Source organism: Citrobacter sp. JGM124 (assembly GCF_018257795.1).
In the GTDB taxonomy this organism is placed as follows: domain Bacteria; phylum Pseudomonadota; class Gammaproteobacteria; order Enterobacterales; family Enterobacteriaceae; genus JGM124.
On the sequence record NZ_JAERJD010000013.1, the window covers coordinates 11,955 to 38,072 of the forward strand.

Annotated in this window: 25 protein-coding genes; 7 read left to right on the forward strand and 18 right to left on the reverse strand. The window is 48.9% G+C overall.

All coding sequences use genetic code 11. From position 1 onward, the window contains the following. Positions 1–2 precede the first annotated feature (2 nt). The 6 genes from tatB to rmuC all read right to left on the reverse strand — a co-directional run bounded on the left by tatB (position 3) and on the right by rmuC (position 5,428). Positions 3–539, reverse strand: a complete 537-nt coding sequence (gene tatB / locus JK154_RS16130; RefSeq protein ID WP_211993590.1) for a Sec-independent protein translocase protein TatB — start codon at positions 537–539, stop codon at positions 3–5. A 3-nt stretch (positions 540–542) separates the two neighbouring features. Next, positions 543–809, reverse strand: coding sequence for a Sec-independent protein translocase subunit TatA (locus tag JK154_RS16135; RefSeq protein ID WP_211993592.1), 267 nt, complete (start codon positions 807–809; stop codon positions 543–545). A gap of 82 nt (positions 810–891) precedes the next feature. Then, positions 892–2,532, reverse strand: coding sequence for a ubiquinone biosynthesis regulatory protein kinase UbiB (gene ubiB / locus JK154_RS16140; protein ID WP_211993596.1), 1,641 nt, complete (start codon positions 2,530–2,532; stop codon positions 892–894). Further along, complete coding sequence (locus JK154_RS16145) at positions 2,529–3,134, reverse strand: SCP2 domain-containing protein (RefSeq protein WP_211993598.1); 606 nt, start codon at positions 3,132–3,134, stop codon at positions 2,529–2,531. Before JK154_RS16145 ends, ubiB begins: the two co-directional genes overlap by 4 nt. Before the next feature lie 14 nt (positions 3,135–3,148). Next, positions 3,149–3,904 carry a bifunctional demethylmenaquinone methyltransferase/2-methoxy-6-polyprenyl-1,4-benzoquinol methylase UbiE gene (gene ubiE / locus JK154_RS16150; RefSeq protein WP_211993600.1) on the reverse strand — a complete coding sequence of 252 codons (756 nt, stop codon included), beginning with the start codon at positions 3,902–3,904 and terminating at the stop codon, positions 3,149–3,151. A 138-nt stretch (positions 3,905–4,042) separates the two neighbouring features. Continuing rightward, positions 4,043–5,428, reverse strand: coding sequence for a DNA recombination protein RmuC (gene rmuC / locus JK154_RS16155; RefSeq protein ID WP_211993605.1), 1,386 nt, complete (start codon positions 5,426–5,428; stop codon positions 4,043–4,045). Positions 5,429–5,577: 149 nt separating this feature from the next. On the opposite strand from rmuC, the gene JK154_RS16160 reads away from it, so the two are divergent. Together JK154_RS16160 and JK154_RS16165 are read left to right on the forward strand one after the other, a co-directional pair. Further along, a complete protein-coding gene (locus tag JK154_RS16160; RefSeq protein ID WP_211993606.1) occupies positions 5,578–6,138 on the forward strand; it encodes a helix-turn-helix transcriptional regulator in 561 nt (186 codons plus the stop codon). 10 nt (positions 6,139–6,148) lie between these two features. Then, positions 6,149–6,682: a GNAT family N-acetyltransferase gene (locus JK154_RS16165; protein ID WP_211993607.1), complete on the forward strand. Its 534-nt coding sequence runs from the start codon at positions 6,149–6,151 to the stop codon at positions 6,680–6,682. Between the two features lie 57 nt (positions 6,683–6,739). On the opposite strand, the gene udp is transcribed toward JK154_RS16165, so the two are convergent. Then, positions 6,740–7,501: a uridine phosphorylase gene (udp, locus tag JK154_RS16170; RefSeq protein ID WP_211993608.1), complete on the reverse strand. Its 762-nt coding sequence runs from the start codon at positions 7,499–7,501 to the stop codon at positions 6,740–6,742. 254 nt (positions 7,502–7,755) lie between these two features. Here udp and JK154_RS16175 point away from each other — a divergent pair, with 254 nt between their 5' ends. Beyond that, positions 7,756–8,595, forward strand: coding sequence for a dienelactone hydrolase family protein (locus JK154_RS16175; RefSeq protein WP_211993609.1), 840 nt, complete (start codon positions 7,756–7,758; stop codon positions 8,593–8,595). A gap of 24 nt (positions 8,596–8,619) precedes the next feature. Here JK154_RS16175 and metE read toward each other — a convergent pair whose 3' ends face one another. Then, the gene (metE, locus tag JK154_RS16180) at positions 8,620–10,884 is read right to left on the reverse strand and encodes a 5-methyltetrahydropteroyltriglutamate--homocysteine S-methyltransferase (protein ID WP_211993610.1); all 2,265 of its coding nucleotides are present in this window, start codon (positions 10,882–10,884) and stop codon (positions 8,620–8,622) included. Between the two features lie 234 nt (positions 10,885–11,118). Between metE and metR the strand changes: the two genes are divergently transcribed. Continuing rightward, the gene (gene metR, locus JK154_RS16185) at positions 11,119–12,072 is read left to right on the forward strand and encodes an HTH-type transcriptional regulator MetR (protein ID WP_211993612.1); all 954 of its coding nucleotides are present in this window, start codon (positions 11,119–11,121) and stop codon (positions 12,070–12,072) included. On the opposite strand, the gene JK154_RS16190 is transcribed toward metR, so the two are convergent. The 3 genes from JK154_RS16190 to pldB all read right to left on the reverse strand — a co-directional run bounded on the left by JK154_RS16190 (position 11,960) and on the right by pldB (position 14,798). Further along, positions 11,960–12,859, reverse strand: a complete 900-nt coding sequence (locus tag JK154_RS16190) for a carboxylate/amino acid/amine transporter (RefSeq protein ID WP_211993614.1) — start codon at positions 12,857–12,859, stop codon at positions 11,960–11,962. The two genes, metR and JK154_RS16190, sit on opposite strands and share 113 nt — an antisense overlap. Before the next feature lie 104 nt (positions 12,860–12,963). Further along, the gene (yigL, locus tag JK154_RS16195; protein ID WP_211993616.1) at positions 12,964–13,773 is read right to left on the reverse strand and encodes a sugar/pyridoxal phosphate phosphatase YigL; all 810 of its coding nucleotides are present in this window, start codon (positions 13,771–13,773) and stop codon (positions 12,964–12,966) included. A 32-nt stretch (positions 13,774–13,805) separates the two neighbouring features. Beyond that, a complete protein-coding gene (gene pldB, locus JK154_RS16200; protein ID WP_211993618.1) occupies positions 13,806–14,798 on the reverse strand; it encodes a lysophospholipase L2 in 993 nt (330 codons plus the stop codon). A 98-nt stretch (positions 14,799–14,896) separates the two neighbouring features. Here pldB and rhtB point away from each other — a divergent pair, with 98 nt between their 5' ends. After that, positions 14,897–15,517, forward strand: coding sequence for a homoserine/homoserine lactone efflux protein (rhtB, locus tag JK154_RS16205; protein WP_211993620.1), 621 nt, complete (start codon positions 14,897–14,899; stop codon positions 15,515–15,517). A gap of 91 nt (positions 15,518–15,608) precedes the next feature. On the opposite strand, the gene recQ is transcribed toward rhtB, so the two are convergent. After that, complete coding sequence (gene recQ, locus JK154_RS16210) at positions 15,609–17,438, reverse strand: ATP-dependent DNA helicase RecQ (protein ID WP_211993622.1); 1,830 nt, start codon at positions 17,436–17,438, stop codon at positions 15,609–15,611. Positions 17,439–17,725: 287 nt separating this feature from the next. Between recQ and JK154_RS16215 the strand changes: the two genes are divergently transcribed. Continuing rightward, positions 17,726–18,196, forward strand: a complete 471-nt coding sequence (locus JK154_RS16215) for a thioesterase family protein (protein ID WP_211993624.1) — start codon at positions 17,726–17,728, stop codon at positions 18,194–18,196. Between the two features lie 270 nt (positions 18,197–18,466). Continuing rightward, complete coding sequence (gene rarD, locus JK154_RS16220; protein WP_211993626.1) at positions 18,467–19,369, forward strand: EamA family transporter RarD; 903 nt, start codon at positions 18,467–18,469, stop codon at positions 19,367–19,369. A 48-nt stretch (positions 19,370–19,417) separates the two neighbouring features. Here the strand turns inward: rarD and corA are convergent, their stop codons facing one another. From corA to dapF, 6 genes are all read right to left on the reverse strand, one after another. Continuing rightward, positions 19,418–20,368, reverse strand: a complete 951-nt coding sequence (corA, locus tag JK154_RS16225) for a magnesium/cobalt transporter CorA (protein WP_211993628.1) — start codon at positions 20,366–20,368, stop codon at positions 19,418–19,420. A gap of 356 nt (positions 20,369–20,724) precedes the next feature. Beyond that, complete coding sequence (gene uvrD / locus JK154_RS16230; RefSeq protein WP_211993630.1) at positions 20,725–22,887, reverse strand: DNA helicase II; 2,163 nt, start codon at positions 22,885–22,887, stop codon at positions 20,725–20,727. A gap of 60 nt (positions 22,888–22,947) precedes the next feature. Next, positions 22,948–23,664 carry a 5-amino-6-(5-phospho-D-ribitylamino)uracil phosphatase YigB gene (gene yigB, locus JK154_RS16235; protein ID WP_211993632.1) on the reverse strand — a complete coding sequence of 239 codons (717 nt, stop codon included), beginning with the start codon at positions 23,662–23,664 and terminating at the stop codon, positions 22,948–22,950. Beyond that, positions 23,664–24,572, reverse strand: coding sequence for a tyrosine recombinase XerC (xerC, locus tag JK154_RS16240; protein ID WP_211993634.1), 909 nt, complete (start codon positions 24,570–24,572; stop codon positions 23,664–23,666). The genes yigB and xerC overlap by 1 nt, the downstream gene beginning before the upstream one ends. Beyond that, positions 24,569–25,273 carry a DUF484 domain-containing protein gene (locus JK154_RS16245; protein WP_211993637.1) on the reverse strand — a complete coding sequence of 235 codons (705 nt, stop codon included), beginning with the start codon at positions 25,271–25,273 and terminating at the stop codon, positions 24,569–24,571. Before JK154_RS16245 ends, xerC begins: the two co-directional genes overlap by 4 nt. After that, positions 25,270–26,094, reverse strand: a complete 825-nt coding sequence (gene dapF, locus JK154_RS16250; RefSeq protein ID WP_211993639.1) for a diaminopimelate epimerase — start codon at positions 26,092–26,094, stop codon at positions 25,270–25,272. The genes JK154_RS16245 and dapF overlap by 4 nt, the downstream gene beginning before the upstream one ends. Positions 26,095–26,118 lie beyond the last annotated feature (24 nt).

The window sequence follows — 26,118 nt, forward strand, 5'->3', positions numbered from 1 at the left end:
GATTAACGTTTTTCGCTCAGTGGTTGCGTTGGCTCAGGATTTTTTGTGGGCTCAGGAACCGACACCGCTTGCAACGGAGGCCCGGCAACGGGGGATTCTGAGTCTTCCTGTGCGGCGGATGATACAACCTTATCTGGGTGAGCTTCCGCTACAGCGGCCGACTCCATCTCTTCACTGGGCTTTGCTGTTGCCGGATGATGAATGGTATGAGCCTCATCGCTCTCCTGCTCAGGGTCCCGTGCTGAAGGTGAATAGGCGCGCTTCATGGACTCTGTCGCTTCGCGCAACTCATCCATTGATGCTTTTAATTCCGGCGTCAGGTTGTTCATGCTGGCCTTTTCAACCTTTTTCAGGCTGTCCTGTAGCTCTTGCAGCTTAAGCTCATGCGCCAGCTCATGTTGTACACTCGTAGCCAGGGAGCGTAAAGCACGTATCCAGCCAACCACGGTTTTGACAGCCACGGGCAAGCGCTGGGGCCCCAGAACAATCAAGCCCAGCACGAAGACGACTAAGAGTTCGCCAAAACTAATATCGAACACGGTTTATGCCTGTTCTTTTTTATTCTTAGCGTCGTCTTTTTTCACGTCGCCAGGATTATCAGATAAAGACTTAGCTGCAAAATCAGCATCTGGTGCTGGTTTATCTTTCACTTCATCTTTGTCTTTTGCATCATCTTCGCTCATTGCTTTTTTAAAGCCCTTAATCGAAGCGCCTAAGTCGGAACCAATCGAACCCAACCTTTTGGTGCCAAACAGTAACACCACAATAACGGCAATAATAACGAGCTGCCAAATACCGATACTACCCATAATGTTGCCTCAATTTGATGTTAGAGAAGATAGGAATGACGCCACCATTATACGGTAATATTGCGTCATCATAGCTTAAATTTTAGACTGAACGTTTCCAGCCAACAATCCAGGTACCCACACCTGCCACCATCAACCATGCGGGCATCATATTCAGCTCGGGTTTATTAATCAGTAATAATGTCCCACTCAGAATCAGTGTGGCACCGACCCCAAACAGATAACGCGACTGCCCCTGTCGTACATGACTGTGCTGCAATTCATGCTGAATTTTATCAATGCTCAGTTGTAAGTTTTTGCTCTGGCGCAAGCTGTTATAAACAAGCTCAGGTAACTCTGGCATTTTTTCCACCCAGAACGGAGCTTTGTCCTTAAATGCACGTAACAATGAAGGGATCCCAACCTGATCTTTGATCCAATTTTCCAGAAAAGGTTTCGCGGTTTTCCACAAATCGAGCTGTGGATAAAGCTGTCTGCCAACACCTTCCACATACAGCAGTGTTTTTTGCAGCAAAACCAGTTGTGGCTGAACTTCCATATTAAAACGACGCGCCGTGTTAAACAGATTCAGCAACACGTGACCGAATGAAATTTCTGCTAGCGGCTTCTCAAAAATGGGTTCGCACACGGTACGGATAGCAAACTCAAACTCTTCCACATTGGTATCTGAAGGAACCCAACCAGAATCCACATGCAGTTCAGCCACTTTACGATAATCCCGGTTAAAAAAGGCAATAAAATTCTCGGCCAGATAACGTTTATCATCACGATTAAGTGAACCCACAATGCCACAGTCAATACCGATATATTGTGGATCTTCTGGATGCTCGTAACTGACAAAAATATTACCCGGGTGCATATCAGCATGGAAAAAACTGTCCCGAAAGACTTGGGTAAAGAAGACCTGAACCCCACGCTCCGCCAGCAGTTTCATGTTCGTGCCCTGTGCTTCCAGCGCTACGGTATCTGACACTGGAATTCCATAGATACGCTCCAGCACCATCATATTTTCACTACAGTAGTCAGAATACACTTCAGGAATGTACAGCAGAGGGCTATTTTCAAAATTACGTCGCAGCTGAATGGCGTTAGCCGCTTCACGCAGTAAATTGAGCTCATCGAGGAGCGTTTTCTCGTACTCACGCACCACTTCTACAGGGCGTAAACGGCGACCGTCAGGGAGTAAACGCGGCACCCAACGGGCGAAACGATAAATCAGTTTCATATCCGCTTTAATCACTGGCAGGATATCCGGGCGGATCACTTTGATCACTACCTCTTTACCGTTTTCCTTCAGTCGCGCAGTGTGCACCTGGGCTATGGAGGCGGAGGCTAAAGGCTCTATATCAAAATCATCAAACCACGTTTCAACGGGTATATCCCCCATCGCGTGCTCTATCTGTTTTTTCGCCAGCGCACCATCAAAGGGGGCAACCCGATCCTGAAGCATCGCCAGTTGATCAGCAATCAAGGGGGGAAAGAGGTCGCGCCGGGTAGAAAGCATCTGACCCAGCTTAATCCAGACTGGCCCCAGTTCTTGCAATGCAAGACGCAGACGTTCGCCCAATGGCTTATTACGATGACGATTAGGGATCCAGAACAAGCAACGCAGCCACAAGCGTAGAGGCAAGGTCAGGCGGCTTTTAGGGATTAACTCCTCAAGACCATAATTCAGGAAAATACGGATGATAAAATAGAACCGACGAAATTCTCCGGGCGTCATTTGCCCTCCAGTTTATCCAGTCTTGCACCCAGTGCAGACGTCGCACTGGCGAGTGCCTCGGCTTCTTCACTAAACCAGGCCACTTCTAAGGAACCTGGTGCCAGGCGCCATTCTTCAACAACAGCCTCAGAGAGATAACGCTGATTGCTACTGAAAGTCTTTTTTAACCACCGAGTGCTGCCCTGTACGACTTTATTGATACTTTCAGCCGCAATATCACCCAGATAGGGTGCGAGCAGGTCAGCAAAAGAGAACTCTGCCAGGGACGTAAGCGCCACCAGGTTTTGCACCAGTTGCAGATCCCCTAACACCTCCAGCTCCCCCTGACGAATGAGCATCATGAGTTGCTGACGGTCCCGCAATTCAGTCAGCACGCCTAAACGCGTGATGACGCAACAATCAGCCTCACCTTCCCAGGCACTTAACACATCCAGTCGTTGCTCGCTAAAAACCAGTACCAGAGGGGTGGAAAACTCTTTTATCTCAATGCGTAAAACTTTCCCATACAACCGTTGCCGGGCAGATTTAAGCGCACTGTCTTGCCAGAGAACAGTGTTCAGTACACCTTCAAGACTGGCATTAATAAGCGGTATAAATGGCATCACGACTTCCCGGGTTAGAATTTATAACCACGGTGGAGTGCAACAATACCCCCCGTCAAATTGTTATAGGTCGTGTTTTCAAAACCCGCCTCTTCCATCATCGCTTTCAGCGTTTCCTGGTCCGGGTGCATACGAATAGACTCAGCAAGATAACGATAGCTTTCTGCATCGCCCGCAATCAGCTGTCCCATGCGTGGTAAGATATGGAAGGAGTAAGCATCGTAGACTTTGTTCAGCGGTTCCAGTACTGGCTTACTGAACTCCAGCACCAGTAGACGTCCGCCAGGCTTAAGTACGCGGTACATAGAACGCAAGGCTTTGTCTTTATCGGTGACATTACGTAAACCGAAAGCAATGGTAATGCAGTCAAAGCTATTATCCGGGAATGGCAGTGCCTCAGCATTAGCCTGAACATAGCTGACGTTACCGATAATACCGATATTCCGCAGCTTTTCCCGGCCCATTTTCAACATTGATTCGTTGATATCTGCCAGTACCACTTCACCGGTTTCACCCACCAGGCGTGAAAACTTCGCCGTCAAATCGCCAGTACCGCCAGCAAGGTCAAGCACTCGCTGCCCACGACGGACACCACTGCAGTTAATGGTAAAGCGCTTCCACAGGCGATGAATACCCAGCGACATCACGTCATTCATCACATCATATTTTGCTGCGACAGAGTGAAATACATCAGCCACCATATCCGCTTTTTGGTCTGTTTCTACAGTACGATAGCCAAAATGCGTTGTATCTCTGGATTTATCAACCATCTCAGTGCCTGCTTTATCAAAAAATGTCGGTAAAGTGTAACAGAAGGGAGGGCAATACCCTACATTTCAGCGGCAACCCAATGACAGGATTCGTTGCGCCAGATTCTGTTACCCGTATAGGGAAAATAGTTACTGTGGCTACTTTATCACATCTTCGTTTTCGGACTCGGTCAACAGGTGATTTTCCGATGTGTCCGACTGCGCCTGCTCCACCAGCTCTGGGTTGATTTCACGTTTAACCTCAACCCCCAGATTGCGTAATGATTCAGCCAAAACCAGCACATTTCCACGCCCGGAAGCCAGCTTCTTCATCGCCTGCCGGTAGTTATCCTGAGCTTTATCAAGGCTTACCCCCAGCGCTGACATTTCATCAACAAACAGCCTGACCTTGTCATATAAACGCCCCGCACGCTCTGCAATATGTTGCGCATTACGGCTTTGATGCTCATAACGCCAGAGATTAGCAATGGTTCGTAATGCGACCAGGAGCGTCGTCGGGCTGACTAACATAATATTATGTTTCAGTGCTTCACTTATCAGTTCTGGCTGTTTATCAATAGCCAGTAAAAAAGCCGGCTCCACCGGAATAAACATCAAAACATAGTCCAGGGATCGTAACCCCGGCAGTTGCTGGTAATCTTTGCGCCCGAGCAACCTGATATGGTTCCGAATCGCAACAATATGCTCATTTAACGCACTTTCACGCAGCCGGTCATCGTCAGCGTTAAAGTAGCGTTCATAGGCCACCAGCGTCATTTTGGCATCAATCACCACATCCTTACCTTGTGGCAAACGGATGATGACATCGGGTTGCATGCGGCTGCTATTCTCAAGCTGAATATTAACCTGTGTCTGGTATTCATGCCCTTCACGCAGGCCAGAAGCTTCAAGCACACGGGCCAGAATAACTTCCCCCCAGTTCCCTTGAGTTTTATTATCCCCTTTTAACGCTTTAGTCAGGTTTAATGCTTCCTGTGCCATTTTTGCGTTAAGTTGCTGCAAGTTACGAATCTCATGGGTCAGTGTGTGACGTTCCCGGGCCTCCTGCCCGAAGCTTTCCTGCACCTGGCGACGGAAACCATCAAGCTGTTCACGCAGGGGGGAAAGCAGTCCATTCAGGCTCTGACGATTCTGTTCTTCAACCTTACGTCCACTCTGTTCAAAAATGCGATGGGCAAGATTTTCAAATTGTTCACTCAGCCGCTGCTCACTGTTCATCATCTGTCGCTGTTTATCATCAGCATTCAGTCGAGTCTGTTCAAGCAGGGTCGTCAATTCGCGAATATCAGCCTCCTGACCACTGTTTATTTCAAGCTGAGTACGCAGTTCACGATTCAGTTGTTCACATTCATCACGCCAGTGCTGGTTGAGTTGTAATTCCTGGCGTGCTGCAGTCAGTTCGCCATAAATTTCACGCTGATTTTCTTGTTGTAAAGCCTGACGCTGTGCAGCACGTAAACTGGCTCCGAGCCAGCCCGTCAATACCCCCAGAACAGCAATACCTGATAATACCCATATATCCATGCAGCCTCCTCTCCTCACTCTGACTACTCTACAGCCAGGTCTTTTTCAACATCAACATCCACGATGCGATATCAGACGCTTTATACTGGCAGCCGGTTAATGCAACACAAACCCTTGCCATTTCCCATATTAGAGATATTATCTCATATATGGACAACACGATAACCACTCAACATCAGGCTCTTGCCGGGCACCTGCGTAAGCTACGCACCGATCGCGGTTTAAGATTACAAGATCTTGCTAACCACAGCGGTGTCAGTCGGGCAACGCTTTCGCGTATAGAGAACGGCGAAGTCAGCCCAACAGCGGAAACTCTGGGTCGGTTAGCCTCGGCCTTAGCGCTGCCCCTTTCGCAATTGCTGGCCCCGATGGAGCCCGGCTTTCCCCCTTTGATCAGACGCGCAGAACAAAACGTCTGGGTCGACCATACCCATGGTTTCTCGCGGCGAACCCTTTCTCCCCCCAGTGGGCAACTACAGCTTGAGATGATTGAGTGCATTATTGAGCCGCATCAGCGTATCGCTTACACGTCTCCCGCCGTGCCTAACCACGAACACCATTTAGCCCTGCTTTCTGGGGCGCTCTCCCTCACGGTTGATGGCATTAAGTACGATCTGAGTGTGGGAGATTGTTTGAGGTACCGGCTTCAGGGTGCTTCGTTATTTGAAACTGGCCAGCAACCAGCACACTACATTATCTCAATGATCTGAGGTGCATACCATGGGAATACACATTGTAGAACTCGATGCCACGGCAATAACGCAACGACTGACAGCACTCTCGCACATTCTTGCTGACAGCGTGAATGCAGGGGCATCAATCAGTTTCATGTCACCCATGACCTATGGTCATGCCAGTCAGTTTTGGTCGCAGAACGTTCTCCCTGAAGTGGCTGCAGGGCGAAGAATCGTGCTGGGGGCACTGCGCGGGGACGAACTTCTCGGTACCGTACAATTGCTCACTGACATGCCTCCCAATCAGACTCATCGCGGCGAGGTAGCGAAGATGATTGTGCATCCAGACGCTCGCAAAATGGGAATTGGCCGTATGCTTATGGGCCATGTGATCCAAAAAGCAGATGAGTTGGGGAAAAGTCTGGTTACCCTTGATACAAGAACCGGTGATATAGCAGAGGCCTTATACACATCATTAGGGTTTGAAATCGCAGGAATGATCCCTGACTTTGCCTGGGATCCTGATGGTAAGGCACGGCATTCCACCACTTATATGTTTCGTCAACTATCGCCCTGCTAAACAGCAAAGGGAGAAAACCCTGTTTCCCCCTTTGTTTTAATTCACGCGTTTGAGTGTTTACAGCAGACGACGGGCTGCTTCAACAACGATTTTTACCGCATGACCTTCAGTTTTTTTCATGGTTTCAACGTCAGGGATCTCTTGCTGGGTACGATTCACAATCACCCCGGCAACCATCCCCGCACGTAGTCCCTGGCTTGCACACATGGTCAACAGCGTAGCAGACTCCATCTCATAGTTCATGACGCCCATTTGTTGCCACTCTTCCATAGAGTTTCTGAAACGGCTAACTACACGTCCAGAGAAGGTGTCATAACGCTCCTGACCTGGGTAGAAGGTATCAGAAGATGCAGTTACACCAATGTGAGTTGTCGCACCAATCGCTTTTGCGGCATCAACCAGAGCGGTGGTACAAGCAAAGTCAGCCACTGCCGGGAATTCCATTGGCGCGAAATGCAGGCTGGCACCATCCAGACGCACCGCTGCGGTAGTTACCAGAACATCACCCACATTGATATTTGGCTGAATTGCCCCAGTAGTACCAACCCGCAAGAAGGTACGAATACCCAATTGTGCCAGCTCTTCCACAGCAATGGAGGTGGATGGCCCACCAATACCGGTTGAACAAACAATAACAGCTTTGCCATCCAGTTCTGCACGCCAGGTAGTAAATTCACGGTGAGAGGCCAGTTTGACCGGATTATCCATCAGTGCCGCGATTCTCTCCACACGTTCCGGGTCTCCCGGGACAATGGCAAGTGTCGCACCCTGGAGATCGCTTTTAATCAGACCGAGATGGAAAACATCAGACTTGGACATAACAGACTCCTCTGTAGAGTAGGCTTCAGGAGAAGCAAAGTAATACTTTACCTAACCCCTGCGAATAATTTCGTGATGACCGTCACCATGAATGAAACAAGTTACATTATTCATTTCACGAATAGTGATCACGGTCACAATTCAATGACTTTCAGTTCAATAATTAATCATTGGTAGCGCTTTTTGCTCATCAAATTTGCTACTAATTCCTGACTCGTGTTTTCAAAACGCATTGATGCTGCTTTGGAGAAACCATGACTCAAAAAACAACAACACAAGAAAGAGTAGCAGCTGATTCGCTTTCCCTGCTTTCAACTGTGGTACATCCCCCGACAGATGTCATCTTATCGGGTGAAAAAATGATTCCGACCCAGGGTGAGAATATGCCGGCTTACTATGCAAAGCCGCAGAATTCTGCAGGCCCGCTACCGATAGTCATGGTTCTTCATGAAATATTTGGCGTTAATGAACATATCCGGAGTCTCTGCGATCGACTCGCTCACCAGGGTTACCTCGCGATTGCGCCTGAACTCTATTTTCGCCAGGGTGACCCGCAAGGGTATCCTGATATCGCCAGCCTGCTCAGTGGGCTTGTGTCCACAGTACCTGATATACAGGTTCTGGCTGACCTGGACCATGTTGCCAGTTGGGCATCACGTCATGGGGGAAATGCACACCGTTTAATGGTGACAGGATTTTGTTGGGGCGGACGTATTGCCTGGCTTTATGCAGCTCATAACCCACAGTTAAAAGCTGCGGTGGCATGGTATGGGAAGCTGGTTGCCGAGAAGACACTCAACTCACCACATCACCCTATAGATATTGCGACCGGGCTCAACGCTCCCGTTTTAGGCTTGTATGGCGGGCAAGATACCAGTATTCCTCTGGACAGTATTGAAGCGATGCGACGCGCCCTACAGATGGCAAATACAACGGCTGAAATCATTGTTTATCCCGAAGCCGGCCATGCTTTTAATGCGGACTATCGACCAAATTACCATGCGCCATCAGCGCAAGATGGCTGGCAACGCATGCTGAAATGGTTTACACGATATGGTGTTGACCATCGAAATCAAGCGACTCAGGACGAGTAGCCAGTAGGCTACTCGTCACGCATACTACTGTGCGCTACGCAGATTTTGCGCCGCTTTAACCATATTCGCCAGAGCTTGACGCGTTTCGCTCCAGCCACGTGTTTTCAGGCCACAATCCGGGTTTACCCACAGACGTTCAATGGGTATCCGGTTTGCGGCTTTTTTCAATAACGCTTCAATCCACTCAACATCTGGCACGTTAGGGGAATGAATATCATACACGCCAGGCCCAATTTCATTCGGATAATCAAAAACTTCAAACGATTGCAGGAGCTCCATATCCGAGCGTGATGTTTCAATGGTGATAACATCCGCATCCAGCGCAGCAATTGATGCCATAATGTCGTTAAACTCGCAGTAACACATATGCGTATGGATTTGTGTATCATCATTTACTGCAGCAGCACTGAGACGGAAAGCTTCAACCCCCCAATCCAGGTAAGCCTGCCAGTCAGCTTTACGTAGTGGTAGGCCTTCACGTAAGGCCGGCTCATCAATCTGGATGATACCAATACCAGCGGCCTCTAAATCTGTCACTTCATCACGCAGGGCAAGGGCTATTTGCCGGGCAATGGTTTCACGGGAAACATCCTCACGTGGGAAAGACCAACACAGGATAGTGACCGGGCCGGTGAGCATTCCTTTGACTGGTTTGTCAGTCAGGGACTGGGCATATTTCGCCCACTCAACTGTGATGGGTTCCGGGCGGCTAATATCACCAATAATAATCGGGGGTTTAACACAACGTGAGCCATAGCTCTGCACCCAGCCATTCTGGGTAAAAGCAAAACCATCCAGATGTTCACCGAAATATTCAACCATATCGTTACGTTCAGCTTCACCATGCACCAGTACGTCCAGCCCGAGGCGTTCTTGTTCCACAATGGCCTGCTTAATATGTTCAGCAATACCGGTACGATAATGATTACTGTCGAGGTTACCTTTCTTAAAGTCTAAACGCAGGCTACGAATTTCTGTGGTTTGTGGAAAGGAACCGATAGTGGTAGTCGGCCAGGCAGGAAGGTTAAAACGCTCACGCTGGGCAATGGCCCGGGCGCTATAAGCACTTTCGCGCTGGCTATCTGCGGCAGTAATTTTTGCCAGCCGCTGTTCAACCTCCGCATTATGTACCCGAGTAGAGTGACGGCGGGCCTGAACAGGCGCACTCCATTCCGCAATTTTGGTCGTATCGCCGCTATTCAAAGCCTCCGTCAGCAAAGCAAGCTCAGAACATTTTTGCAGTGCAAAGGCAAACCAGCCCTTCACTTCACTATCAAGGCGCGTTTCAACACTTAAATCGATAGGACTGTGCAACAGCGAACAAGAAGAAGCGACCCAGAGTGAACGTTTATCCCCAATACCTTTCAGCTGCTGATATTTTTCACTCAGATCTGCACGCCAGACGTTACGACCGTTAATGACTCCTGCAGAAAGTAACCAGTCAGCAGGTAGTTGCTGATGAAGAACATTGATATCATCCTGCCCGTGGACAAAGTCAACATGTAGCCCCTGTACTGGCAGAGTTTTGATAGTGCTCAGGTTCGGCGTCACACCTTCAAAGTAAGTAGTGAGCAACAGTTTCACATTACCCGCAAGAGCGTCGTAAGCCAATTTAAAGGCATCCAGCCACTCAGGAGGTAATTCCAGAACCAAGGCAGGTTCATCAATTTGTACCCACTCAATCCCTCGCGCGGCAAGTTCAGCCAGAACTTGCTGATAAACAGGCAAAATATCTGGCAACAGACTGAGACGGTCAAAGGATTCGCCTTTCACTTTACCTAACCACAAGTAGGTGACGGGCCCGAGCAATATAGGTTTAACGTTATGACCCAGCGCCAGCGCTTCATCCACTTCATCCAGTAACTGGGTCCAGGTCAGCTTGAACTGTTGACCCAGGCTAAATTCAGGCACCATGTAGTGATAGTTGGTATTAAACCACTTGGTCATTTCAGCGGCAGCAGCGGGCTCCCCCGTGGGTGCACGGCCACGACCGATACGAAATAAAGTGTCAATATCAACGCTACCCTCTTCATTTTGATGACGAGCAGGCACGTTACCCAGTAACAAGCTGGTGGTCAGGACATGATCATACCAGGCAAAATCTCCCACCGGGAGTAACTCCACACCCGCCAGTTTTTGTTGCTCCCAATGGCGAGCACGTAACGCTTTACCCACGGCCAGCAGTTCTTCACGGGAACTATTACCTGCCCAGTAGCTCTCCTGCGCTTTCTTCAGTTCACGCCTAAGGCCAACACGTGGAAACCCGAGAGTATGATTATGGATAGTCATGATATTGCCTCATTTTAAGTGGTTATCTGGCTAAATTTCCGCATCTTGCAAAGGGCGAGTCACTTGTTTGCCTGAGCTGACTGAAGTCACTAACCGGTGTGAGAAGCTATGATTGTCATTTTCTGAACTCGAAAATATAGTTTATTTAGCCATCCAGATGTTTACACATCTATAATCCGCAGGTACTGTATGTTCCTCAAGCGCAAATTGTTCATGGCGAAATGAAGGATCTTCATGATAGAAATAAAACACCTGCGAACACTGCAAGCTCTGCGGAGTAGCGGCTCCCTCGCTGCTGCTGCTGCTGCGCTGCATCAGACCCAGTCAGCCCTTTCCCATCAGTTCAGTGATTTGGAACAGCGACTTGGGTTCCGTTTGTTTGTGCGTAAAAGCCAGCCGTTGCGTTTTACACCACAAGGCGAAATCTTGTTGCAGTTATCCCAGCAAGTATTACCGCAAATCACCCAGGCACTGCAGGCGTGTAACGAGCCCTATCAAACTCGACTACGTATTTCTATCGAATGTCATAGTTGTATTCAGTGGCTGACACCCGCACTGGAAAACTTCCGCCAGCACTGGCCCCAAGTAGAAATGGATTTTAAATCTGGCGTTACCTTTGACCCACAGCCCTCATTACAGCAAGGTGAGCTGGACTTGGTGATGACTTCCGATATCCTGCCCCGCAGTGGGCTGCATTATTCGCCAATGTTTGATTATGAGGTTCGTTTAGTTCTGGCGCCCCAGCATCCGCTGGTAAATAAGGGACGAATTGAGCCTGAAGATTTACAGGATGAAACGGTATTGATTTATCCGGTACAACGCCAGCGCCTTGATATATGGCGTAATTTCCTTCACCCTGCAGACGTTAACCCATCATTAAAAAGCGTAGATAATACCTTATTGCTGATTCAAATGGTGTCAGCGAATATGGGGGTTGCAGCCTTACCACATTGGGTGGTGGAAAGTTTTGAACGTCAGGGGCTGGTCGTGACGAAACCGCTGGGAGACGGGCTGTGGAGTCGGTTGTACGCTGCTGTTCGTGATGGGGAGCAGCGTCAACCTGTTACTGAGGCGTTTATTCGCTCAACACGTCAGCACGCTTGCGAACGTCTGCCGTTTGTTCGCAGCGCGGAGCGACCCAACGTCGATTCACCCACAATGAAGCCACTATCACCGACCCCCCAATAAGAAAACTCGGCCATTGTGGCTGAGTTTGCCAAATAACCAGGTTAACCAGCAACCCTGCGGGAATAAGCACATTATTCATAATACCCAGGGTACCTGCATCCACTTGGGTTGCACCATAGTTCCACATAAAGTACCCCAGCCCGGATGCCACGACACCTAACCAGACCAGTATCCCCCACTGGAGCGAAGTGGTCGGCAGCTTTTCGGGATTTCCCAGCATAAACCAGGCTACCATCACGATAAGAAACGCGCCAAGATAGAACCAGGCAAAGGCCGAATGCTGTGGCATTGGGTGAGTTTCCATTAGACGTTTATAGCCAACCATACCCACAGCAAAGCAGATATTAGCGCCCTGGATTAATAACAGCCCGGTCCAGAAATTTGCACTCACCTGGTCATAGCGAATAATCGCCGCCCCAATCACTGCCAGCAACGTGCTGAAAGCATAGCCCCAGCGTAACCTGGTCCCTCTGAGCAGGTCATAAACCAGCGTAATATATAAGGGTGTCATCACCGTAAACAGCAAAAACTCGGGAACAGACAAATAGAGATACGCCTGGAAACTGAGCAGATACATGATTCCCAGTTGCAGTGCTCCCAGTAGCATATACAGCAACAGTGTTTTTAATCTGTACCCTTTAAAACGCAGGAATGGCAGGAATACCAGTGCCGCTAACCCGACTCGCATTAGCACAGAAAAGTAGCTATCAACTTGTCCGGCCAGGTATTCACCGATAAGACTAAACGAAAAGGCCCAGAGCAGGGTCGATATGATAAGTAATGGCACAGTCTATAATCCATAAGTAAAGAACTGTGCCATTGTAACCAGAATAGAAACCGTTTTTCCTATTATTTGGTTTACATGTGATTAGTAATTAACCTTCCGGTTAATTACTCTTCGTTCAGATACAGCTTACGCAGGTAGTGAGGTACTGCATCATCGGCATTGCTCCCAATCACTTCCAAATGAGGAAACTGATCTTTAAGACGCTGATGGGCGTTGCGCATAATGCAACCTTTCCCTGCCATACTGAGCATTTCTGCGTCATTCATCCCGTCACCAAAAGCAATGCAGTCAGCAAGCTCATGTCCCATCGCTTTGGCAACAGCTTCCAGGGCATGGCCTTTAGAAACGCCACCAGCCATAACTTCAAGGCAGGTCAGCGTCGAAAAGCTGACGTTCACCCTGTCACCCCAACGCTGGTTAATTCTCTCTTCCAGTACCAGTAACTCTTCATGGGTCGCCCCAGTGAAGTACACTTTGCTCACATCATCCGTCGGTAACGTAGCTGGATCATCAAATAAGGTGTAGCCGAATTTCGCTTCCTTGAAATACTCAAGGTCCTCCGGACTATGACGATTAATAAACCAGATGTCGCCACGATAGACGTTAGTAATCATCGTTGGGTGATCATGTACGACCCCGAACAAACTGCGGGCAATATCTTCTGGCAGGTTGTGGGAAAACACCAGGTTATTATCGAGGTCATGAACTCGCGCCCCGTTGGACGTAATCATGTACGCCTGAATCCCTAAATTGTCACGGATTTGCCCCACATCGACATAGTGCCGCCCTGTAGCAAAAACGAAGTTGATACCTTCCGCGGTAAGCAGTTTTAAGGTGTCTTTGACATATGCAGAGAGTAAATGATTGGGTGATAGCAAAGTGCCATCTAAGTCAGAAGCAACCACATGGTACATAGGATTTGTGAACCTCAGTCAATAAATAGGAGTCAGTGATATCGTTCAAAAAAAGCAAGAATGGCATTCAATGCTTTGGCTCGCATATCGTCCTTTTCAAACAGGATCTCATGATACGCACCTTCAATGACGTGAGGTATGTCCCCCTCACAAGGGCAGCCTGCCGCAGCCTTAAGTTGACAGAAACGAAGATGTGCCCGGTTATCCACCACGCGATCCTCTTCTGCCTGTAATAAAAAAATCGGCGTCATGATAGCAGTTGCCCCTGCTAACACTCTTTCTCCCGCAATAATCCCTTCGCGTACCCAGTGAAAGGTAGGTCCACCCACCCGCAATGCTGGCTCGTCAACATAGAAACGTAAATTACGCCGATATCGCTCTTCGCTATGCGTCAACACATTGATATGAAATGGTAACGCTCGCCAGCGTCCAGTACCAATAGCATAGCCTTCTCGTACCCGTGGGTAGCCCTCCGCCCAGTTAAGAATATGGCGAACCATCCATTCAGGCCAGCGTAGCACAATACCAAACATCGGAGCACAAAGTGCAACGGCATCAAAGACATTGGGATTTTTTTCAAGCCAAAGAGCGGCGATGGTTCCCCCCATTGAATGGGCCAGTAAATACTGTTTTTCCCACTTACCAGGAACCAGTTCATGCTGATAAAAACGATCTAAGTCATCAACATAGTCGTCGAAATTAACCACATGTCCACGATGAGTATCGGAAAGTAAACGCCCTGAACGCCCCTGCCCACGATGATCGATAATTAAAATATCGTACCCACTGTGGAATAGGTCATAAGCCAGTTCCGCATACTTTACATAGCTTTCAATTCGGCCCGGACATACCACGATCACACGTTGGTGGTGCGGTGCACAAAAACGAACATAGCGAACCCTGACTTGATCGACGCCCGTAAATTCACACTCCTCACGGTTTTGCCAAAAACGGGCCAGTGGCCCCATCGCGAAAGAGTCTAAGGAACGCTCACGTTTTAACCATTCATTTCTTAGCAAAGACATAAGGAATCGCACCACCTATCAGGTGTTTTTGAAGTAGATAGCGTCTATTTACACAATAGCGTATTGTGGCATAAAAGTCCGTTTTCAGGGAATATTGTATGACTGCTGAGTGGTGGCTAACCTACCTTATAACAACAATAATATTAAGCCTTTCCCCTGGTTCCGGGGCCATCAATACCATGACCACTGCGATAAGTCATGGCTACAACAAAACTTTTGCTTCGATTGCCGGGTTACAGGCAGGTTTAGTTGTTCATATCGTACTGGTGGGTGTCGGTCTGGGGACGCTCTTTTCCCATTCAGTGATAGCTTTTGAAATACTGAAATGGGCCGGGGCAGCTTACCTGATTTGGCTTGGTATCCAGCAATGGCGAGCTGCAGGATCCATCGAGCTTAACGCCCACAGTCACAGTCAGCCTCGTAGCAAACTGTTTAAACGTGCAGTGCTGGTCAATCTGACCAACCCTAAGAGCATTGTCTTTCTTGCTGCCCTGTTTCCACAGTTTATTAACCCTGCCGCCCCCCAGGTGATGCAGTACGTTATTCTCGGCACCACTACTGTCGTGGTCGATATCATTGTGATGATGGGTTATGCAACGCTGGCAACGCGCATCGCCGTATGGATAAAAGAACCACATCAAATTAAGGCACTAAATCGGCTGTTTGGCTCGTTGTTTGTGCTGGTTGCTGCACTACTTGCCAGTGCACGCCATGCCTGAAACACAGCAGTGAAATGTCTGATGGCGATGAACTCAGGGGCTAACCAGCCCCATAGCCCCTGTTCTTTCCCATAATACACACGGCCTAATCTTAATCGTCATCAACACCATCAAGATGGGAACGGATAAGCGTCATAAACGGACGACCAAAACGCTCTAGTTTTTTACTGCCAATACCATTGATACCCAACATGGAAGCAGCTGAAATTGGCATTTGTTCAGCCATTTCCACCAATGTGGCGTCACTGAATACCACATAAGGCGGGATGTTTTCTTCATCAGCAATAGACTTACGCAACTTACGCAGCTTGGCAAATAACCTGCGGTCATAGTTACCACCAAGGGTTTTCTGATTCGTGCGCGCTTTCATCACCACTATACGCGGTACCGCCAGCATGAGCGGAAGTTCACCACGCAGATAAGGCCGGGCCGCTTCCGTGAGCTGGAGCGCTGAATGCTGGGCTATATTTTGTGTGACAACCCCAAGATGGATCAACTGGCGCAGGACACTGACCCAATGCTCAGTGGTTTGATTACGTCCTTCCCCATAGACTTTGAGTTTATCATGGCCCAAATCACGAATACGCTGGCTGTTAGCCCCACGCAACACTTCAACGATATAGCCCATACCAAAACGCTGGCCAACACGATAAATACAAGACAGTGCTTTTTGCGCCTCCACAAGGCCATCATAACGCCGGGGAGGATCAAGACAGATATCACAGTTACCACAGGCTTGTTGCCGCCCTTCCCCAAAATAGTTGAGCAGCACCAGACGACGGCAGGTCTGGGCTTCAGCAAAAGCCCCCATGGCATTAAGTTTATGACGTTCAATATCCTGTAACTGCCCTACCGGCTTTTCTTCCAGACATTTTCTCAGCCATGCCATATCCGCAGGGTCGTAAAACAACATGGCTTCAGCTGGCAAACCATCACGGCCAGCACGACCAGTTTCCTGATAGTAAGACTCAATATTGCGCGGAATATCAAAATGGGCAACAAAACGAACGTTTGGCTTATTAATACCCATACCAAAAGCCACCGTTGCCACTACAATTTGTAAGTCATCACGCTGAAATTTTTCCTGTACTTCAGCACGAATCTGGTGCTCAAGTCCGGCATGATAAGCACCAACGCTGAAACCTTTACTCTGTAACCGGGCGGCGATGTCTTCTACTTTCGCTCGGCTATTACAGTAGATAATGCCAGGTTTACCACTTTGTTGCTGGATATAGCGCATCAGCTGATCAAGGGGTTTGAATTTTTCCATCAGCATGTAACGGATATTCGGTCGGTCAAAACTGCTGATTTGAATCAGTGGATCTTGCAGCCCCAGCAGACGCACAATATCGAGCCGGGTCGTCTCATCAGCGGTTGCTGTCAGAGCAATAAACGGGACATTAGGAAGGTGCTGACGTAACTGCCCCAGAGCCGCATATTCAGGACGGAAGTCATGCCCCCACTGGGAGATGCAGTGTGCCTCATCAACCGCAACCATAGCCAGTGGCCAGTGGCTAAGGTGGTCGATAAAGTTATCCATCATCAAACGTTCAGGGGCGATATAGAGCAAACGGATACTACCAGTACGGCATCCTGCCATAACTTCAAGCTGCTGTTCCCGATTTTGGGTCGAATTGAGGCAAGCCGCGGGGACGCCATTTGCCAGTAGCTGATCCACCTGATCTTTCATTAAGGAAATCAGTGGGGATACCACCACAGTGAGGCCACCTAAAACAAGAGCCGGAATTTGATAGCATAACGATTTTCCGCCTCCCGTCGGCATCACGACCAAACAGTCGCGACCTTCCAGTACCGTATCAATGATAGTTTCTTGGCCCGGACGGAATTGCTGGTAACCAAAAATTTCTTGCAGAACCTGCTTTGCCAGCGACGCCTGATCGATTACATCCGCCTGTGTCACAATATCCCCGTTTGCAAAAAAGCCGACATACCTTTCAGACTGTGCTGATAAAACGGTGATGCCTTAAAAAAGAGCACTAAGCATAACGCCTACATGAACTGGTGTCTGGTTAAAGTTTCCATTGTCAGGTAATCCACCGCAAATCTGTAGATTTTTCTTTGCGATAAAAGTGTTATCACCATCACCCTTTTCATTCCCCTTCCCTGTCACAGTAAACCCACGGTTAACAATTTAAAAACTAAAAACATACAACTGGTTAACCATGATATCGGATAAGGGAAAGGATAATGTCTCAGAGACTATTGACCAACGATGACGCACTCAAACTGGTGGGTGATATTTTCGTTTACCAAATGCCATTTAACCGTGCTCTGGGCCTTGAGCTGGAGTGTCATGAGAAGACATTTGCCCAGCTGAGTTTTAACAATCAGCCGATGATGGTCGGTAACTGGGCCCAGACCATTCTACATGGGGGAGTGATTGCCTCCGCTCTGGACGTGGCTGCCGGTTTAGTCTGTGTCGGCAGTACACTGACACGCCATGAAACCATTACCGAGGAAGCACTACGTCAGCGCCTGGCAAAAATGGGAACGATAGATTTACGCGTCGATTATCTACGTCCGGGGCGGGGAAAACGTTTCACAGCTACCAGCCGTCTACTACGGGCCGGAAATAAAGTTGCGGTTGCCCGCGTTGAACTGCATAACCAGGACCAGATTTACATTGCCAGTGCCACCGCAACTTATATCGTTGGCTAGTCGGTATGCCCGCTCCCGGAGGCGGGCAAAAACTATCGTTCTTAATCGCCAGCAGCTCACATACCTTCATAAAAGAATACTTTTCTATCATGAAGTTACAATGCCATTACGCACTGATAATAGAATCTCATGCCCGGGGCCTGCCAGTCGATAAAAACGATTATGATTAAAGGCACAACCTTCAGATCTGAACCTCATTATGTCGACGAGATCACAAAATAACTATGTTACTATGATCAGTCTATTTTATAGCGTGTTAATGAGTTTTCTATGAATGCGACAGAGACAGGTAAAGGTGTATTGCTGGCCCTGACAGCCTGTATTATTTGGGGAATAGCTCCCGTCTATTTCAAGTTGATCCAGTACGTTCCGGCAATAGAAATTCTTACCCATCGTGTCATCTGGTCATTCTTTTTTATGCTGATTCTGATCAGCCTTTACCGATTGTGGCCAACACTTAAACAGGCATGTCAGCATCCGAAGAAGCTCCTCGCCCTCGCGCTAACGGCTGTGTTAATTGGCAGTAACTGGTTACTTTATATCTGGGCTGTGAATAACAATCACTTGCTGGAAGCAAGCCTGGGTTATTTTATTAACCCGCTCGTGAGCGTGTTACTGGGTATTATTTTTCTGGGTGAGCGTTTCCGTGCCCTGCAGTGGTTTGCGCTGTTACTGGCAATGTGTGGGATCTTGGTTCAGCTCTGGACCTTTGGCTCAATACCCGTTATTGCTCTTGGGCTGGCGTTTAGTTTCTCTTTTTACGGGTTATTACGTAAAAAGATTGGGATCGATGCACAGATAGGTATGCTCGTTGAAACCCTCTGGCTCTTTCCGCTGGCCACTGTTTACCTGTTTGTGATAGCTGACAGCCCAACCAGCCATATGACACAGAATAGCCTGTCGCTAAATCTGATGCTGATGTTTGCGGGTATTCTGACGACAGTTCCTTTGCTTTGTTTTACTGCAGCAGCAAACCGCCTACGTCTTTCAACGCTGGGCTTTTTCCTCTACACCGGGCCAATACTGATGTTTTTGCTGGCGACACTGCTCTATGGCGAAACAGTGACCAAAGATAAAATGGTTACCTTCAGTTTTATCTGGGCAGCTCTGGCACTGTTTATTGCCGATGCTATCTACACTCAGCGAAGGACTCGAAAAATACCGAAATCGTAAGTCCATAGCAGAAACGGATAATGAAAAAGGCGCCAATGGCGCCTTTCTTTATAACCAGTTACGGCTTTTAAAATAGAGATAGGGGGCTAATCCTGCCAGCATCATAAAAATAATTGCGGCGGGGTAACCAAAGCTCCAGCTGAGTTCTGGCATAAATTCAAAGTTCATTCCGTAGCTGGATGCCACCAAGGTTGGTGGCAGGAAGACGACTGAAACGACAGAGAATATCTTAATGATCCGGTTTTGCTCGATACTGATGAAACCCATCGCCGCCTGCATCAGAAAGTTAACTTTTTGGAACAACGATTCGTTGTGTGGCAGCAGTGACTCGATATCCCGTAAGATTTCCCGCGCCTGCTCTAGCTGACTGACAGGTAAACGCGCTTTGCGTAACAAGAAATTCAGGGCGCGCTGGGTATCCATCAAGCATAAACGAACCTTCCAGCCGATATCTTCCTGTTCAGCCAGTGTGGATAGTGCCGCATCGTATTCCTCACCCTGACGTCCTTCCATGATGACACGGCTCAGTTTTTCTAAATCGCTGTAGATGTTTTCTATCTCATCAGCTAACTGTTCAATTTTAGTTTCAAACAGATCCAGCAACAGCTCATAAGGATTACCATCAACCATTAACTGCTTGCGAGCACGCATACGGTAAAGGCGAAAAGCCGGTAATTCACGCTCCCGCAGGGTATACAGCCGCCCTTCGCGGATAGTGAAAGCCACCGTACTATTTCCGGCGTGGTCATCGGTATCTTCAAAAAAGAAAAAGGAGTGAATGTGCAGGCCATCTTCATCTTCAAAAAAGCGCGCAGAGGATTCGATGTCTTCAAGTTCAGGCCGGGTGGCCAGGCTCTGTCCAAGTTCTGTCTGAACACGCTCTCGTTCGGTCTCTTCTGGTTCAACTAAATCTACCCATAATGAATTGGACAGATCATCATTTTCATCCAGTTCAATACGATTCAGCCGACTGTTTTCCAGTTGAAATGCGCTTAGCATAACCGTAACTCCCAATGCAAAAAATATCAGGGACAGTTAACCTGGTACACCGTTAGAAACGACAATTGTTTCAGACCATTCAATAATCTGACTCAACATGCGCAAAGATAGCACTGACAACTGCAAAAGCTATCAGCACCTGAGGATAGCCTTAGAAGTTGAACCTGGAGGGCAGGTCATTGAGCCAGTATCTACTGGGTGTGTCCAAGGCGAGTGTCCTGTTAGCGTAATCGTGCCCGCATGTTACGCGAGCAAAAATAAAGCGTCAACATACAGTAAGATACCGTTTCAAAGAGACTGGCTCACTGCTATCAACGTAAATAAACGTCATAAAGTCAGTAAGAATGTCCTGGTTATCATACGACTTCCAGTCGTGCGTAAGCAGCAACCAGCCACTTAACCCCTTGTCCTGGAAATGCTATTTGCAGGCGGCTATGTTCACCACTGCCTTCCAGATTAACCACAGTCCCCTCACCAAACTTAGGGTGCCGAACACGCTGGCCCAGACTAAAGCCAGAATCGTTGCTGGAAACCGGTGTCCCCATTCGCTGATGGCTCACCGGGCGACTGATGCTGGCTCGTAATCGCACCTCCTCGACGCAGTGTTCTGGTAACTCTCCCACAAAACGTGACGGACGGTGATAGACTTCTTTGCCATATAGACGGCGAGTTTCAGCATAGGTAAGGGTCAGTTTTTCCATGGCCCGAGTGACGCCCACATAGGCCAGACGGCGTTCTTCTTCCAGACGACCGCCTTCATCGAGCGACATCTGGCTGGGGAACATCCCCTCTTCCATGCCAACGATAAAGACCTGTGGAAACTCAAGCCCTTTGGCTGAGTGCAGTGTCATTAACTGAACAGCATCCTGCCAGGTATCGGCCTGACCTTCTCCCGCTTCCAGCGCCGCATGGGAGAGGAATGCCTGTAATGGCATCAGATCCTGGTCTTCATCCTGGTAGCTAAATTGTCGGGTTGCCGTTACCAGCTCTTCTAAGTTTTCAACACGAGTCTGACCTTTTTCACCCTTCTCCTGCTCATACATCATAAACAGGCCCGAATCTTTAATCACTCGGTCAGTCTGGACATGCAGGGGCATTTCTGCGGTCTCATGTGCCAGGGCATCAATCAGTTCAATGAAACGTTGTAGTGCTGAGGCAGCACGCCCTGCAAGGGCCTTTTCTTGCAGCAATGCCCTTGAGGCTTGCCACAGGGTGAGCTGACGATCGCGGGCGGTCTGACGCACCACATCAAGGGTACGATCACCGATGCCGCGGGTAGGCGTATTCACCACGCGCTCAAATCCAGCATCATCATTGCGGTTAGCAATCAAACGCAGATAAGAGAGCGCATCTTTAATTTCCTGACGCTCAAAAAAGCGCATTCCCCCGTAAATACGGTAAGGCATATTGGCCTGTAATAACGCCTCTTCGAGTACTCGCGACTGGGCATTACTACGATAAAGAATGGCACACTTCTCTAACGCCCCTCCCTGCTCTTGCCAGGTCTTGATACGGTTCACCACAAAACGGGCTTCATCAAGCTCGTTAAAAGCACAATAAAGAGAGACCGGCTCACCGTCACCTCCTTCTGTCCATAACTCTTTACCCAAACGCCCCGCATTATTGGCGATCAATGCGTTGGCCGCACTGAGAATGGTATTCGTAGAGCGATAGTTCTGCTCCAGGCGAATCGTCTGTGCTCCAGGGAAGTCAGTGAGGAAGCGTTGAATATTTTCCACCTGGGCTCCACGCCAGCCGTAAATAGACTGGTCGTCATCACCGACGATCATCACTTTACCGCTGTCCCCTGCCAACAGGCGGATCCACGCATACTGAATATTGTTAGTATCCTGAAACTCATCCACCAGGATATTCGTAAAACGTTCCCGATAATGGTTAAGAATATGGGGTTTGTTAAGCCAAAGTTCATGGGCACGCAATAATAGTTCGGCAAAATCAACCAGCCCAGCACGATCGCAAGCCTCCTGATACCCCTGGTAGATTTGTAGCCACGTTTGCTCAACCGGATTACCGTAACTTTCAATATGTTGAGGACGTAAACCTTCGTCTTTTTTGCCGTTGATGTACCACATGGCCTGGCGTGCAGGCCATTGCTTTTCATCAAGGTTCATTGCTTTAATCAACCGTTTCAGTAAACGGAGTTGATCTTCGCTGTCGAGGATTTGAAAATCCTGAGGCAGATTGGCATCCATATGGTGGGCGCGTAACAGGCGATGAGCGAGACCATGGAAAGTCCCTACCCACATTCCCCCCTGGCTGGTGCCCATTAGCTGGCCAATACGATGGCGCATTTCTGCCGCGGCTTTATTGGTAAAAGTCACCGCCATTATTGAGTAAGGTGAACACTGTTCAACACTTATCAACCAGGCAATACGGTGTACTAATACGCGTGTCTTACCACTGCCAGCCCCAGCCAGTACCAGCATATTGCTACGCGTCGCGGCGACTGCTGCGCGTTGTTTATCATTGAGGCCATCAAGCAGGTAAGAAACGTCCATGGGTACCGCCATTAAAGAGGTTATAAAAAACCCCTGGTGTTTTATACAGAGTTACAACAATTATATCAGCGTGTTCAGGGATGCCAACCGTGAAATTTCCAGATGAGGTAATAAGCGACTGTCCTTTATCTGCATTAAGTCCCCATCTCGCAGGTTTATCCAGCAAGCCTGCATTCCACAACGGATTGCGCCACCGACATCTGTCGTTAAATCATCCCCCACATGCAGAATCTGCTCTGGCGGAAGATGGAGTTTATGCGCTGCCAGCTGGTACATATCCGCAAAAGGCTTGGCACGCCCGTCGGGACCCGCGCGCAATACAAAGGAAAAATAGGTATCCAGGCCACATAAGTGCGGCTGGGCATTGCCATTGGTGATGGCTACCAGTGGCCACCTCTTTGCAAGTTTCGCCAGTGTATCATGGGTTTCCTGGGGGATATCTATCCGACTTCGCCACTGCGCAAAGTTATCCATCGCTCGATGAGCCCCCTCATCAGCCTGCGATGCCGATAAACCCGCCTGTAGCATGGCCAGCTCAATAGTACGCCGCCGCCATTCAGTCACATCATGATAAATATCAGGTTCACGGCGCAATAACGCCTGGCGATGATGTTCAAAATCAGCCGAGGTAAAGTCACTCATACAGTGATGATAGCCTTTAACAAATGCAAGCATCTCCAGGGTGGTACGGTGAATTACGGGGCGATTATCGTAGAGGGTATCATCCAGGTCAAAAGTCAGGGCAGAGATCGGCCCCAGTGGACGGTAAAAATGCATTAGGATTTCCCCCGTTTAGCACGTGGATGTGCAGCATCGTAGATGGATGCTAAATGTTGAAAATCGAGATGGGTATAGATTTGCGTCGTTGAAAGATTGGCATGCCCAAGTAATTCCTGCACCGCACGCAGGTCACCACTGGACTCCAGCATATGAGTCGCGAAGGAATGACGGAGTTTATGAGGGTGAACATGGCTGTTTAGCCCCTGTTTAACACCCCACTCGGCAAACCGTTTTTGTACGTTACGGGCTGAAATACGCTTGCCTGTTTTTGCCAAAAAGAGGGCATCATCATCTGGCCCAAAGAGTTCCCGTAGCAGAAGCCAGTGCTCAACCCAGCTGACGGCACTGCGCCCCACGGGTACACGGCGCTCTTTACTGCCTTTCCCGGTAACCCAGACATCTCCCGTCGCGAGATCCAAATGACGGCAATCCATATTCACCAGTTCTGACAGACGCAATCCCGCGCCGTACATCACTTCAAGCATGGCTCGATCGCGCACAGCAAGGGGATCGTTAATATCGATATTCAGTAACTGGTTAATATCGTCCACATCAATGTTCTTGGGCAACAGACGGCTGGTTTTCGGGGTTACTATCCCTTTAGCGGGGTTGGCTGATAACAGCCCCTGACCTATCTGCCAGTCGAAAAAGCTGCGCAGTGCAGAAAGGCGTAGCGCCAGGCTTGATGCTTGCAATCCTGCTTTTCGACTACGTACCGCAATAGAACGTACGGTTGCCGCATCACACTGTGCCCAGCTTTTGAGTTTCATCTCATCAGCCAGATGCACGATCGCCGTGAGCTGACGCTGATAATTCAGTCGAGTCAATGGACTGAGCTGCCTTTCCACTTTCAAATAACGCAGAAAATCGTCCACACTCGGCAGTAATGGAGAGGTGTCCGTCATTGCCGTTCAACCCAGCGTTCAAGTAACTCCGGGAGTATCAGTGCCAGTTCATCCAGGAGTCGGGTTCCCTGTCCTTGATAATAATGTTGAGGATCACGACTGCTAAAAATCACCACCCCCACATCAGCCTTCCCACCCATCATGGACATAGCCACTGACCCCACTGACTTGGCCTCTGGTAGTAACAACAACAACTCAGGACCATTCAATGGGCCAAGGTAGTGCTGCTGCTCTCCCAGTCTCTGAATACGTAGCTGTTCAAAGGCCTGGCGATTCAGTCCTAAGTGAGTAAAGCCAGAAGGTGCACCAATATGCCAGCTATCGTTAAAGAGCCTGACATTGGCACCCGCCAGCCCTATTTGCCTTGCCCAACGGTGCAGCCGGTCCAGCATATCTTGCAAGCTGGAAGCCGCGACGAGGTTGCTTTGTAGCTGCAGTAAACGACAGAAGAGTTCTTCGTTAACCCTGGCCTGATCCAATAGCTGGCTAATATTCTCTTCCAACGCATTAATATGGTTACGCTGGCGTGCCATATGCCACTCCACCAGCGAAACGGTGCCACGAATCGGGTGCGGCACCTGCAATGCCTCAACGTGTTTAGCATTACGTATAAAAAAGCCGGGGTTACGCCGTAAATAATCAACGATAGTCAGATCGTCTAATTCTGGTCGTGTGTCTTGCTGTTCCCCAACTTGTTTCATAGATGTATAAACCCGTCATAAACATGTGTTGCCGGGCCCGTCATAAATAATGGCGATCCCGGCCCTTTCCAGGCGATATCAAGACGCCCACCTGGCAGATCTACGCGAACTTGTTCGGACAGAAGGCCCTGAACAATGCCCACGGCGACGGCACCACATGCGCCACTGCCACAGGCCATGGTTTCTCCTGCCCCGCGTTCATAAACCCGTAAGCGAATATGCTCCCGGCTCACGACCTGCATAAAACCGATATTGGCACGTTCAGAAAAACGTTCATGGCTTTCCATCACTGGCCCTAACGTTTCAACTGCCGCTGTATCAATATTCTCCACTTGGATCACACAGTGAGGATTACCCATCGAGACCACGCCACACATCACGGTTTGTTCCGCCGCACGCATAATATAGGTCTTTTCAGCTTTATTTGCCCGAAACGGGATCTGAGAGGGCTCGAAATTGGGCTCACCCATATTGACCCGAACCTGATCATCTTCCGTAACACTCAGTACCATGCGTCCGTTGGCAGTACTGACATGGATATCTCTCTTATTCGTCAGCCCTTTAAGACGTACAAAACGGGCAAAACAGCGGGCACCATTCCCACACTGGGAAACTTCACTGCCGTCGGCATTAAAGATCCGATAATGAAAATCAAGATCCGGATCATACGGCGGCTCGACGATCAACAACTGATCAAAACCCACGCCAAGATGACGATCCGCCAGACGACGGATCAACTCAGGGGAAAAATAGATGCTCTGGGTTACTGCATCCACGACCATGAAATCATTACCGAGGCCATGCATTTTAGAAAACTGCATTTTTTGCTCCAAAATCGCTGGGAC

Excerpts from the sequence above, each read along its gene's own strand:
- rmuC (WP_211993605.1), bottom strand. The coding sequence starts at position 5,428 with ATGGATATATGGGTATTATCAGGTATTGCTGTTCTGGGGGTATTGACG.
- yigB (WP_211993632.1), bottom strand. The coding sequence starts at position 23,664 with ATGCATTTTTACCGTCCACTGGGGCCGATCTCTGCCCTGACTTTTGAC.
- JK154_RS16175 (WP_211993609.1), top strand. The coding sequence starts at position 7,756 with ATGACTCAAAAAACAACAACACAAGAAAGAGTAGCAGCTGATTCGCTT.
- dapF (WP_211993639.1), bottom strand. The coding sequence starts at position 26,094 with ATGCAGTTTTCTAAAATGCATGGCCTCGGTAATGATTTCATGGTCGTG.
- JK154_RS16135 (WP_211993592.1), bottom strand. The coding sequence starts at position 809 with ATGGGTAGTATCGGTATTTGGCAGCTCGTTATTATTGCCGTTATTGTG.
- JK154_RS16215 (WP_211993624.1), top strand. The coding sequence starts at position 17,726 with ATGTCTCAGAGACTATTGACCAACGATGACGCACTCAAACTGGTGGGT.
- JK154_RS16165 (WP_211993607.1), top strand. The coding sequence starts at position 6,149 with ATGGGAATACACATTGTAGAACTCGATGCCACGGCAATAACGCAACGA.
- metR (WP_211993612.1), top strand. The coding sequence starts at position 11,119 with ATGATAGAAATAAAACACCTGCGAACACTGCAAGCTCTGCGGAGTAGC.
- corA (WP_211993628.1), bottom strand. The coding sequence starts at position 20,368 with ATGCTAAGCGCATTTCAACTGGAAAACAGTCGGCTGAATCGTATTGAA.
- yigL (WP_211993616.1), bottom strand. The coding sequence starts at position 13,773 with ATGTACCATGTGGTTGCTTCTGACTTAGATGGCACTTTGCTATCACCC.
- ubiB (WP_211993596.1), bottom strand. The coding sequence starts at position 2,532 with ATGACGCCCGGAGAATTTCGTCGGTTCTATTTTATCATCCGTATTTTC.
- pldB (WP_211993618.1), bottom strand. The coding sequence starts at position 14,798 with ATGTCTTTGCTAAGAAATGAATGGTTAAAACGTGAGCGTTCCTTAGAC.
- JK154_RS16145 (WP_211993598.1), bottom strand. The coding sequence starts at position 3,134 with ATGCCATTTATACCGCTTATTAATGCCAGTCTTGAAGGTGTACTGAAC.
- rarD (WP_211993626.1), top strand. The coding sequence starts at position 18,467 with ATGAATGCGACAGAGACAGGTAAAGGTGTATTGCTGGCCCTGACAGCC.
- xerC (WP_211993634.1), bottom strand. The coding sequence starts at position 24,572 with ATGACGGACACCTCTCCATTACTGCCGAGTGTGGACGATTTTCTGCGT.
- uvrD (WP_211993630.1), bottom strand. The coding sequence starts at position 22,887 with ATGGACGTTTCTTACCTGCTTGATGGCCTCAATGATAAACAACGCGCA.
- JK154_RS16160 (WP_211993606.1), top strand. The coding sequence starts at position 5,578 with ATGGACAACACGATAACCACTCAACATCAGGCTCTTGCCGGGCACCTG.
- JK154_RS16245 (WP_211993637.1), bottom strand. The coding sequence starts at position 25,273 with ATGAAACAAGTTGGGGAACAGCAAGACACACGACCAGAATTAGACGAT.
- udp (WP_211993608.1), bottom strand. The coding sequence starts at position 7,501 with ATGTCCAAGTCTGATGTTTTCCATCTCGGTCTGATTAAAAGCGATCTC.
- ubiE (WP_211993600.1), bottom strand. The coding sequence starts at position 3,904 with ATGGTTGATAAATCCAGAGATACAACGCATTTTGGCTATCGTACTGTA.
- rhtB (WP_211993620.1), top strand. The coding sequence starts at position 14,897 with ATGACTGCTGAGTGGTGGCTAACCTACCTTATAACAACAATAATATTA.
- metE (WP_211993610.1), bottom strand. The coding sequence starts at position 10,884 with ATGACTATCCATAATCATACTCTCGGGTTTCCACGTGTTGGCCTTAGG.